Here is an 11,929-nt window from a genome sequence, read left to right as displayed (position 1 = left end):
TCAAAAGTTTTCTGTTATTAAATTAAAATTACATAGATAATTTTTCTATTGCTTCATTCTTATTAAAAACAAAAAATATATGCTTTCCTTTATTACTTTCATATATAAAATCTTTCAGTGATTTACTCAAATAGCAGGTAAAATCACCAATAATAGCAAGTTTTACATTGTAATTAACAAACTTTTGTAATATTTCTCCTGCAAGGCGGGTACTTAATTTAAAAAAATCTTCTGTAATAGCTTCTTTATTTAAAGCAATTCTATAGCATTCTGTTTCATACGAAATAGTTGCTATAAAGTTCAAAGCTGACTGAGTATCTTTTATTAATATATCATTACTTTGAACAATCGCAATTGATTTATTATCGCTCTGAATTATTTTAATATCCACTCTTTATCCACCTTTCAATAGTGCCTTTTGAAAAACATATTAATACATCATTAAAATAAAGGCAAAATAAAAAAGCTATCTCTAGCCCCTATTTCGCCTTTGTGTTTAGTTCACACTATTTTTTATATTTACATCCCTTTGTTTTATATCGCTTAATATAATAAAGCAAAGGAATGTAATTTCTATGCCTTAAATTATCCTATGAAACTCAGATTATACATGAAACAGCAATAATACTAAAAGTAACAATAGATTTTCTGTAATAATCCCTGTACCTTACTAGAAATATATATCTGAAAATTCAATTGCAGTAGATTGGATAATTCGATTATCATTACTAAAAAACTGGTTACTAGTTCCGTTAGATACAGTCTTCTCATAATAAATTTCAGATTTACTTGAAGGAAGCAGCACTGTAAAAATACTACCTTCATCAACTGTACTATTTAATAGTATTTCACCGTCAAGAGAGTTTACTAGAAGTTTGACAAGATGCAGCCCTAGACCAGTACCTTCAGCTTGATGTGACAAGCTGCTATCTACCTGACCAAAACGTTCAAAAATAGTTTTTTGTTTATCTAAAGGTATTCCCATCCCCTCATCTTGTACACTTATAGAAATCATTTCTTCATTTTTATATTTCTTTGTAGAAAGAGTTACAATAATCGATTTTCCACTTGGAGTAAACTTTAAAGCGTTAGATAGCAGATTAAGCAAAATACGTTCCAGCTTCTCTTCATCAGAATAAATATTCTTCTTTGATAAATTAGTATTAAATTTTAATATCACATTTTTTTGTTTTGCATATAATTGAACTGAATTTACAATTGCCTCAATAACATGAGTAATGCTAAAACAGCTTTTATTCATCTTTAAGTGACCTGAATCGATACGAGCGATATCAAGTAAATTGTTAACCAGACGAAGCTGCCTGTTAACATTTTGCTTAATAGTATTTAAATATTTATTAACATTTTCCGTTATTTCTTTTTTATACATTAAATCAATTGCTTGCAGAGCTAAATTTATAACTGATATAGGAGTTTTGAACTCATGAGTCATAAGATAGAAGAATTCTTCTTTTGACTTCATTTCTTCTTCGAGAATTTCATTTCTGGATTTTTCTGCATTTAATAATTTTTCTTGTTGAGCTTTAATCTCTTCCTGATTCTTTATAAATTCTGAAACATCATGATGAGACACCACCACATAAACCAGATTATTTTCTTCATCAAAAATAGGAGTAGCATTAACCTCTATAATTTGAATTTTATGGCATCGTTTAATAACTACTCTCTCATTCTTTACTTTTTTACCTTTGAATGCTCGCCTTGTTGGAAAATTATCTGGAAGTATAATATTATTATCTAAATCATAATATTGAAGACAGCTATGAGCTTCTTCTATTGTCTTTTGAGCATTTAATTGAGGGTATAGTTTACGTGCCATGGCATTTAATAATACAATATAGCCTTCTTTATTGTAGACAAAAAAAGCATCAGGTAGATTTTGAATTATATCTTCTAACTGATATTTATGTAATTTTATTATTTCATCCTGCTCAATATCGTTAGTTTTTTTAAGGGTATTCATGACATTACCTCCAATTATAATCTAATATAATAGTTTAGCAATCAATTATCTGGCCGCATAAAAGATAAAAACTAAACAAAAAAATAATTAGTATATATTTATTAAAACAAAAGATATATTTTGTATTATTATGTCTGCATATATGACATTTAATTAAATACAATAATATATTTCTTATAATAATTGTATAATAATTACATAATATACAGTTGAAAAATTGATATCCGAACTTAATATATAGTGCATTATGAAATGTTTGCATTTTTTTCAAAAATATATTACAATAACTATACAAAATATATCTTTTGTATAGTTATTGTGTAATATTTTTAAAATAATGGCATTTATTTGTGCGCCTTTGTGATAAAAAAACTAATTATTTAGGACATCAAAGAGTTTAAATTTTATCAATATTTGTAAAAATTAATAAATATATGAATTTTATAAGCCAGTATCACATAATTTTCATACATAAAACTTAGTATGTTTCTATTTTTCACAAATTTGGTTATTTATTGTGAAATTACAGGACAAATTACATGAGTTTCACACCGTATCGCAATACAGTTGTCATAATCCTTAATTACAATTTTATTTGAAAAGGAATTTAAGTGAAAATCACTTAAAGGTACTATAATAATAAAAAATTTAGGAGGCAATAAAAATGTCAAGAACAAAGTACAAATTAATTTCAGCTGTAATGCTTACAGCACCATTGTTACTAAATACAGGAATTGGAACAACAGTTAGCGCACACCCTATCAATAATGGTGTACAACCTATAGTTTATAAGTATAACTACACTTTTGCAAATTTCCAAACTAAATTAGATTCCTTAGTAGCAGCAGGTGTTATAACTCAAAGCCAAGAAACAATAGTACTAAATTTATATTATAGTGGTCAAATAACAACAAGATCAACTTTTAAGGCTCAACTAGATGCTTTAGTAGCAGCAGGTACTATAACCCAAAGCCAAGAATACTCAATATTAAATGTATTTACTGCCTGGGGTACCAGTTGGGAATTACCAGCACCACCTAATAATCCTGGGCACAACGGTGGATCACCTAATGGAGCTGGACATAACGGTGGATCACCTAATGGCTCCGGACACAACGGCGGATCACCTAATGGCTCCGGACATAATCGTGGAAAATAAAACTCTTTAGATGAATTAGTAAATGATTTATATATCAAAAACATTAGATTAATAAAATAATATGTATCAATTTTTAACATTAACTTTGCTAATAGTTCAGTTTTATATATCTTTAACATTAAAATATATAAAACTGGACCTATATATTAGTCAAATTTAATAAACATATTAAACACTATAATATGATCTAATAATATATTTAATTACAAATTTATTTCTCCTTTTCATTTGTAATATTTTCTCGTATTTTGGCAAGTACTTCAAATGCAGTGATTTGCTCATCTTGAGAAATACCTTCCGTAACATCATATTCTAATTCTGTTATTCTTTTACGGCATACCCGATAAAGTTCTTCTCCTAATTCCGTCATTGGTTTTTAAATGAAAAATATTATCAAGTTCTAACATGACAAGATATTATCCTTTTATGTAATAATGAAAATAAGCCTACTGAGAAAATCCCAATAGGCCTATTCATACCTGAATACTATTATCTATGAGCATTTGCTGGTGAATGTACTACTTTTGGTGCTGGTTTAGCATTTGATGCCTTAACTTTATGCTTGTTTACTACCTTCTTTACTGGTTTTGCAGGTGTTTTATATTTGGACTTACAAACCACCGCAGGTTTATTGCTGGCAGAATGTGCACTGACGGTTGTTCCAATTCCTGTATTGATTAACAATGGTGCTGCAAGCATTACGGCTGAAATTATTTTATACTTCATTTTTAACATTTTCATTACCTCCTGAATTTAAAATATTTATTGCAGCTGCTATACTTAATATTCTAGTTATCCTTTATGACGATTTAATGCAGCACCCATGTTATTCCAGTGGTATATCAATGTTTTTCTGTGTGAAATATTAAGAGACATTGAATATTTCTTGAACTGTTCTCTAGCTCTCCCTTACAATTATTTTTAAACATTAAAAAAAGTCTTAGATTCATCTAAAACTCTAGGTACATTATGTGGCATTGTCCAAATATCTTAATATTTACTTATTTTCAATTCTCAAAATTGAACTCTTATTCAATTAAATTTATCGGTTTTTCAAGAAAGCTTTTTATAAAACTTTTTGCTTCTTCTTCAGAGCTTAGTGTATTTGTTAAGAGCACTTTCTTGCCATCTATCTGTATCCATAACATCCATTTACCTCTATTATTCTTTGCTACGAACTGTATATCCCTTTCCATATTTCTACTCCTTAAGAAATTTTAGTATTATAACGAAATATCATAAAATTTTTTCACAGATTACTGATATATTCAATAATATGCATAACACTTTCATCTGATGTTAAGTTTTAATGATTATTTTAACTATTTTTCCGTTTTTCTATTTTATAAAACGTTATAGTACATATACAAATATAGTAAACTCATATTTACTATAGACATATATCTACTATATTTATAATACAATGTATATTCTTCAATGTCAATATCACAAGTAAAAAGTAGAATATTAAATGTTACGCTTAAATTCTACTTTTTCATATCCTACTTACTCAACCACTTAGGAAACTTAGGAAGTATTTTATTCATACTTTTAATTGCATTTTCTAAATCTTTTAGGTCCTCTTCATTTAATGAATTTACTATATCTTTTAATCTTCTCGCAAAAGCCTTGCTTTCCAATTTAATATATTCATCAGCTTCTTTTGTAGCAGATATTTTAATTATACGTCTATCATCTTTATCATAATTACGCTCAGCAAAGTTAATCTTAACAAGCTTAGCAATAATTTTAGTCATTTGCTGCTTAGATAAATTCATCCTTTCAGCTAATTCTCTCATTGTTAGGCTTCCATAGGATCTAAGTACACATAGTGTATTAAACTGAAGAGCACTTAATTTTTCTTTAAAACAATCCTCAAAGGGTTTACTTAATTTTTCATGAACGAGAATTAAGTAATTAACCATATCTTGTACATAATCATTTTCAATATTACTATCAATCATATGTTCTCTCCCCATTATTTATAACTTCATTTTATTAATTGTTATTTATTATGGTCATTTGATACAATTATATCTACAAATCTTTTTATAATAAGGGCAGTGAATCCCCATATTGTATATTTTTCATAATTATAGAAATACTGTTTTACCGTTCCCCTTCTAAATTTATACTTTCTGCCATTTCTTATAAGCCTATAGGGGAATCTCTTTCCTGGTTGTGAAACTATCGGTATCTCATAAAGCAAAGGTTTATTTTCTATAAAGAACTGAAGAGGAACCTTAAAAATGTGGTCTACTTCACTTTGACTTGGAAATATATCTTCTCTAATTAATTTACATACAAAAGGATACATTATAAAATTATAGGGTGTCACAACATAGTCCATTTCCCCTATAAGTTTTATATCTTCTCTACTTAAATTTAATTCCTCCATAGTTTCTCTTACAGCTGCACATACTGGAATTTCCCCCTTCTCTAATCTGCCTCCGGGAAAACATATATCTCCCGGCTGGTGCTTTAAGTTTAGTGCTCTCATTTCAAAAAGTACACTTATCTCTTCCCCTGATTCACATAGGGGAATCATCACAGCACTTTTACTGAATTCTCCCATAATATGTGGTTTTCTTTCTTTAAATATATCTTCTATTTTTTTTATCACCTTACTACCTCCTAAAATCTAACTGTAAAATACCCTTTTTATGTGGTATACTGTAAAATGTTATAATTAATTATAATATTTTTATCCCAACACTACCAGTGCTTATCTCCCATCTTCTTCAAATGGAGATAAGCATAGATAACGTGCCTGGATAAGTTCTTTCCCTAAAGGATAACGTATTCTAAGTGCTAAAGACACTAAGAATACTGCTAATAAGGTTCAGATGGAGATAAGTATTTCTCTGCAGCAAACTCCACCTAAGCCTCTGAATCACTTGATAACACATATACATAAATTTTCAACAAATGGAGTGATGTTTTTTGAAAAGGAAAAATAATATCATATTGTTTGTACTTATATTTACACTTTGTTTAAATCTTAATGTATCTGCCGCAGATGAATCTTCTAATACACTTCCTGAAATATACGGTACTTCAGCCATAACAGTGGACATGCAAACGAATGAAATAATATATGAAAAAAATCCAGATACTAAAATATATCCTGCAAGCACTACAAAACTTTTAACGGCTATTCTCCTTGAAAAAAACAAGAAAGAAACGGACATGCTTGCATATACAGCAGAAGCTAAAGCCCAGCCTCAATCTTCTTTAAATAGTGCTGCACATCCCATAGAGGTAGGTGATACTATATCTGCAAAAAATGTAATGGATGCACTTTTAATGTTTTCCGCTAATGATATGGCATGTGTTATTGCAGAAAATATATCTAAAAGTATACCTGAATTTGCAGACAAAATGAATGAAGAAGTACAAAGCTTAAATTTGAAAAATACTCATTTTGTCACTCCAAATGGCCTGCATAGTCCAGAACACTATAGTACCTCCTACGATATGAGTATTATTGCCAGAGAAGCCTTTAAAAATTCCTGGATAAGAGATACTATATATAAATCTACCAGTACAGTAACCACTTCTAAGGGTGCTTCATTTGCTATTATGAATACCAATAAGCTGCTGGGCAAAGATGGCTGTATAGGTGGAAAAACGGGTTATACAGACCCTGCAGGAAGATGTCTTGTTGCAATATATGAAAGAGATAATAGAAAAATACTTGGAATTGTCATGAATTCCATATATGATGCAAATGACACCTATGTATTTAATGACATGGAAAAAATAATAAACTGGAGTTATAGTAAAACACCTTACATTCTTCATAAAAAAGATTCCGTAATTGATAAAAAAGATGTGAAATTTAAATTTCTACCTTTTACAAATTTTGAAAAAACCATAAAGGTTCCTATTAAAACTGAGGATAATGTATCCTACTATGATAATGATCTTAATAAAAAAGAACTACAGCAAAAAATCACCATTACAACTGTAAATATGAAATCCTTAAAAGGTGAAATTCCTATTGGAATTCTTACGGTAAAACAAAGAGATTTTTCTAAGAGTTATAAAATTTATTCTGGACTTTCAAAAAAGTCTTTTCTAAAACACATGTTTTCCATATACAGCATAATATTAATACCTGTATTTATATTGATTCTAATTTTCTTATTTATGAAAAACAAATCCAGAAGGTATAAAAAACATAAAAAATATAGTTATCATTAACCTAAAATATACAAAAAAGTATTTCTATATAATCCTATAGAAATACTTTTTTATTATAATAAAATATAAGCAACTTATCCTATCTATGCTTTATTAACCGCTATTTTATCGGGCTGTTCATGATTTTCTTCCATCTGCAGTGAAATATAATTTACAAGATCTACTGTTCTACAAGAATATGCCCATTCATTATCGTACCAGGATACCACTTTAACCATATTATCTCCCATTATTAAAGTCGAAAGTCCATCTACTATAGAAGATCTATTGTCCCCTTTGTAATCTATAGATACAAGTGGTTCTTCAGAATATCCAAGTATTCCTTCCATAGGACCCTGAGCCGCTCTTTTAAAAGCTTTATTTATTTCTTCTACTGTAGCAGGCTTTGAAAGTTCACAGACCAAATCTGTAATGGATACTGTAACTGTAGGTACTCTAAGGGCAAAACCATTTAATTTTCCTTCTAAATTTGGAAGCACTTTTGCCACTGCCTTTGCTGCTCCTGTAGTAGTTGGAATTATAGATTCTCCTGCAGCTCTTGCTCTTCTTAAATCCTTATGACTTTTATCTACCAATCTCTGATCTCCTGTATAGGCATGAATTGTAGTCATAAGTCCCTTTACAATACCAAAATTTTCATCCAACACCTTGGCAAATGGTGCCAGACAATTAGTTGTACAAGATGCATTTGAAATAATATTATGGGAATTCACATCAAATTTTTCTTCATTTACACCCATAACTATAGTTATATCTTCCTCTTTAGCAGGGGCTGTAATTATAACTTTTTTTGCACCAGCTTCTATATGCTTGTATAAATTTTTTCTATCTTTAAATTTTCCTGTAGATTCTACTACAATATCTACATTTAATTCACCCCAAGGCAAATTCTCTGGTTCACTTTCTCTAAATATTTTTATTTCAGAATCATTTATAATTATTGAGTCTTCTGTGGCTTTCACAGTGCCTTGGAATTTTCCGTAACAAGAGTCATATTTAAAAAGATGTGCAAGGGTTTCATTATCTGCTCTTGCATTAATTGCTACAATTTCTACTTCTTCACGCAATCTTTCCTGAGCAATTCTTAAAAATAACCTTCCTATTCTTCCAAAACCATTAATTGCAACTTTCATAGACATTATTTTTCCCCCTATAAAATATTTTATAAATATATAAAAGCCTATTATATACATTAGCTTTATTATTCAAAGATATATGTGATACAAATAATATATATGCTATATTATTTATATCAATAGCATATATATATGTCAAATTTATTTTTGTCCCCCTATATTATGATATACTTAATTTTTCTTACGTATGTTCTTTATTGCGTTTATTTAATCTATTTTTCTCTTTTTTATAATTATCCTCATACAAAACTTCCTTGACACAATATTTCTATTATTATATCATTTAAAGGTAATAGCAAATTGGTAGCCTTTCGTCTAAAAAGGATGAGAGGTTTTTACTTTAAAATAAATGGGAGTGAGAAAAATGACTAAAGTCAGAACAAGATTTGCACCAAGCCCAACTGGATACATGCACGTTGGAAATTTAAGAACTGCACTGTATACATATTTAATAGCCAAACATGATGGAGGAGATTTTATACTGAGAATTGAAGATACAGATCAAGAAAGATTTGTAGAAGGTGCATTGGATATAATTTACCACACGCTAGAAATTACAGGACTCAAGCATGATGAAGGTCCTGATATAGGTGGTCCTGTAGGGCCTTACATACAGAGCCAGAGAACTGATATATATTTAGAATATGCCAAAGAACTTATAGATAAGGGAGAAGCTTATTATTGCTTTTGCACCAAAGAACGTATGGACAGCCTAAAAAACAAGTATGATGAGGAAAAGGAATTTTATAAATATGATAAGCACTGTCTCAAACTTTCAAAGGAAGAAATAAAGGAAAAGCTTGCATCAAATATACCTTATGTTATAAGACAAAATAATCCTGAGAGTGGATTTACAACCTTTCATGATGAAATCTATGGAGATATTTCTGTAGATAATTCAGAATTAGATGATATGATACTTATAAAATCTGACGGCTACCCTACATACAACTTTGCAAATGTAGTAGATGATCACCTCATGGGAATTACACATGTGGTCAGGGGCAGCGAGTATTTATCTTCTGCTCCAAAATATAACAGGCTCTATGATGCCTTTGGCTGGGAAGTTCCTGTATACATCCATTGTCCTCCAATAATGAAAGATGCCCACCAAAAACTCAGCAAAAGAAATGGAGATGCCTCTTTTCAGGATTTAATAGAAAAGGGTTATTTAAAGGAAGCGGTACTTAATTATATAGCTCTCCTTGGATGGAATCCCGGAAATGAAAAAGAAATATTCGACTTAGATGAACTGGTAGAACTATTTAACTATAAAAATATAAACAAATCTCCGGCTATTTTTGATAATGTAAAACTTAAATGGATGAATGGAGAATATATAAAGAAATTACCTTTGGAGGAATTCAATAAACTTGCTCTTCCTTATTATAAAAATGTAATTTCAAAAGATTTGGACTTTTTAAAGATAAGTGAATTACTTAGAATAAGAGTTGAAGTGTTAAGTGAAATACCTGAACTGTTAGATTTCTTCAATGAACTGCCAGAATACTCCACAGAAATATATATACACAAAAAGATGAAAACAAACCTTGAAAATTCACTTTTGACTCTTGAAAAAATTCTTCCGAAGTTTAAAGAACTTTCTCCATGGACTTTGGAAAATGTAGAAAAATGCTGTATGGATTTAATATCAGAACTTAAGGTTAAAAATGGAATAGTACTCTGGCCTGTAAGAATTGCCCTCTCAGGTAAAAAATCCACCCCAGGGGGTGCCTTTGAAATTGCAGATATTATAGGAAAAGATGAATCTTTAAAAAGAATAGAATATGGAATTAAAAAATTAAAACTTGAAAGTGGGGATAATTAAAATTTGATTTTGGGAACGTCCATAGGTTTGTGTAAATAGAATAGACGGGATAAAATTTATTTGGAAATTACTATAGGATTAAATTCCTGTAGTAATTTTTATTTTTTAGGAAATAACTAATAATAGTGTGGTTTAGCTTTCTAATAATAGTATTGTTAGCAATAATACTATTATTATTCATCTTTATATAAAATAGTACAGGCTTTATCTTTATATATATGGCTCTATTCTATCTTTAAACATTATGGTTAATTGGGCCAGCGTATTTGCCCAGTTTGGAGAAGGTGCCGTCCATTTCAGCATTATCTGCTCGGTTGCCAGGTATAGGGCTTTTAGAAGGGAATCGTCTGTAGGAAATACAGTCCTTATCTTAGTGAATTTCCTAAGCTGCCTGTTGAAACCTTCCAGGGCGTTAGTTGTATATATTATTTTTCTTATATCTTGAGGAAAATCAAAATATGTAGATAGATTTTCCCAGTTATTTTGCCACGACTGTACAACTATAGGATACTTATCTCCCCATTTATCATTCAGTGATTGTAATGACTTACTTGCCATTGTTTCATTAACTGCCTTATATACTTCTTTTAAATCCTTCATAAAAGTCTTAACATTCTTTGATGGTATATATTTTATAGAATTCCTTATCTGGTGTATTATACAATTTTGTATGTTAATTTCAGGAAAAACTACTTTAATTGCATCTGGAAGTCCTTTAAGACCGTCCATACAGGCTATTAAAATATCTTTAACACCCCTGTTTTTAAGATCATTGCATACAGATAACCAGTATTTTGCTCCTTCTTGTTCGCCAACCCATATTCCCAAAATGTCTTTATGGCCTTTTACATCAAGTGCCATGCAGACATAGGCAGCCTTATTTACAATTCTATGTTCATCTCTGACTTTAAAATATAGAGCATCCATATATACTATAGGATACATTGGATCAAGGGCTCTATTTTGCCATGCTAGAGCTGTATCCATGACCTTATCTGTAATTTTGGATATCATTGCAGGGGATATATCTACCCCGTAAAGTTCATCTATCTCTGATTTTATATCATCTACAGACATACCACGTGCATATAAACCTATAACTTTCTTATCAAGTTCATTACAGACAGTTTCATATTTCTTGACTATCTTAGGTTCGAACTCAGACTTTCTATCCCTTGGTACGTCTACTTTAACCGGGCCAAAACTGGTTCTAATGTTTTTAGAACTGTATCCATTTCTATAGTCTTTATCCTCATCAGAGAGCCTTGCATATTTTTCTCTTCCAAGATGTTCTTCCATTTCTGCTTCTAAAAACTGCTGTATTATACCTCCAAATAGCCTTTGCATAAGTCCATTTTTCCCTACTAAATCTTCCATACTATTACACTTCTTTAATTCCTTTTTTAAATCAATGTCTGGTACTTCTAGTATATTCATATTTAATCTCCTTTCAAAAATTATTTATACTTATTATTACCACTATTACCAGTTCTACATACATAAAAAGAACGTACCTAGATTTGATTTACACAAATCTAGGTACGTTCTCTTGATTTTAGTTATTAAGTTCTTCCTAAATTCATATACTGAATATAGGAAGAACTTACCCAAACTTG

The 11,929-nt window shown here is 29.8% G+C and carries 12 protein-coding genes; 3 read left to right on the top strand and 9 right to left on the bottom strand.

Features of this window, described 5'->3' with window-relative positions:
• Positions 1-28: 28 nt before the first annotated feature.
• Positions 29-391, bottom strand: a complete 363-nt coding sequence (locus BS101_RS08720; protein WP_073538474.1) for a DUF4180 domain-containing protein — start codon at positions 389-391, stop codon at positions 29-31.
• Between the two features lie 279 nt (positions 392-670).
• Complete coding sequence (locus tag BS101_RS08715; RefSeq protein WP_073538473.1) at positions 671-1,984, bottom strand: ATP-binding protein; 1,314 nt, start codon at positions 1,982-1,984, stop codon at positions 671-673.
• A 664-nt stretch (positions 1,985-2,648) separates the two neighbouring features.
• On the opposite strand from BS101_RS08715, the gene BS101_RS08710 reads away from it, so the two are divergent.
• The gene (locus BS101_RS08710) at positions 2,649-3,143 is read left to right on the top strand and encodes a hypothetical protein (RefSeq protein WP_073538472.1); all 495 of its coding nucleotides are present in this window, start codon (positions 2,649-2,651) and stop codon (positions 3,141-3,143) included.
• A gap of 211 nt (positions 3,144-3,354) precedes the next feature.
• On the opposite strand, the gene BS101_RS08705 is transcribed toward BS101_RS08710, so the two are convergent.
• The 5 genes from BS101_RS08705 to BS101_RS08690 form a co-directional block, all read right to left on the bottom strand.
• Positions 3,355-3,513 (bottom strand): hypothetical protein, encoded by a 159-nt coding sequence (locus BS101_RS08705; protein ID WP_242951432.1) that lies wholly within the window; start codon positions 3,511-3,513, stop codon positions 3,355-3,357.
• A 119-nt stretch (positions 3,514-3,632) separates the two neighbouring features.
• Positions 3,633-3,878, bottom strand: a complete 246-nt coding sequence (locus BS101_RS08700; protein ID WP_073538471.1) for a hypothetical protein — start codon at positions 3,876-3,878, stop codon at positions 3,633-3,635.
• 293 nt (positions 3,879-4,171) lie between these two features.
• Entirely contained in the window at positions 4,172-4,339 is a 168-nt protein-coding gene (locus tag BS101_RS22665) for a hypothetical protein (protein ID WP_156876020.1), read from the bottom strand.
• Positions 4,340-4,645: 306 nt separating this feature from the next.
• Positions 4,646-5,107 (bottom strand): MarR family winged helix-turn-helix transcriptional regulator, encoded by a 462-nt coding sequence (locus BS101_RS08695; RefSeq protein WP_012101852.1) that lies wholly within the window; start codon positions 5,105-5,107, stop codon positions 4,646-4,648.
• A 41-nt stretch (positions 5,108-5,148) separates the two neighbouring features.
• Positions 5,149-5,766 (bottom strand): NUDIX hydrolase, encoded by a 618-nt coding sequence (locus BS101_RS08690; protein ID WP_073538470.1) that lies wholly within the window; start codon positions 5,764-5,766, stop codon positions 5,149-5,151.
• 320 nt (positions 5,767-6,086) lie between these two features.
• Here BS101_RS08690 and BS101_RS08685 point away from each other — a divergent pair, with 320 nt between their 5' ends.
• Complete coding sequence (locus BS101_RS08685) at positions 6,087-7,349, top strand: D-alanyl-D-alanine carboxypeptidase family protein (protein WP_073538469.1); 1,263 nt, start codon at positions 6,087-6,089, stop codon at positions 7,347-7,349.
• An 83-nt stretch (positions 7,350-7,432) separates the two neighbouring features.
• On the opposite strand, the gene gap is transcribed toward BS101_RS08685, so the two are convergent.
• Positions 7,433-8,488 (bottom strand): type I glyceraldehyde-3-phosphate dehydrogenase, encoded by a 1,056-nt coding sequence (gap, locus tag BS101_RS08680; protein ID WP_073538468.1) that lies wholly within the window; start codon positions 8,486-8,488, stop codon positions 7,433-7,435.
• A 361-nt stretch (positions 8,489-8,849) separates the two neighbouring features.
• Here gap and gltX point away from each other — a divergent pair, with 361 nt between their 5' ends.
• A complete protein-coding gene (gene gltX / locus BS101_RS08675; RefSeq protein WP_073538467.1) occupies positions 8,850-10,313 on the top strand; it encodes a glutamate--tRNA ligase in 1,464 nt (487 codons plus the stop codon).
• A 210-nt stretch (positions 10,314-10,523) separates the two neighbouring features.
• Here gltX and BS101_RS08670 read toward each other — a convergent pair whose 3' ends face one another.
• Positions 10,524-11,750, bottom strand: a complete 1,227-nt coding sequence (locus BS101_RS08670; protein ID WP_073538466.1) for an IS256 family transposase — start codon at positions 11,748-11,750, stop codon at positions 10,524-10,526.
• Positions 11,751-11,929: the final 179 nt, after the last annotated feature.

This window comes from Clostridium kluyveri (genome assembly GCF_001902295.1).
Classification (GTDB): domain Bacteria; phylum Bacillota; class Clostridia; order Clostridiales; family Clostridiaceae; genus Clostridium_B; species Clostridium_B kluyveri_B.
Note: the sequence above shows the minus strand (reverse complement) of the source record. Positions and strands in the feature narration are given on the sequence as shown.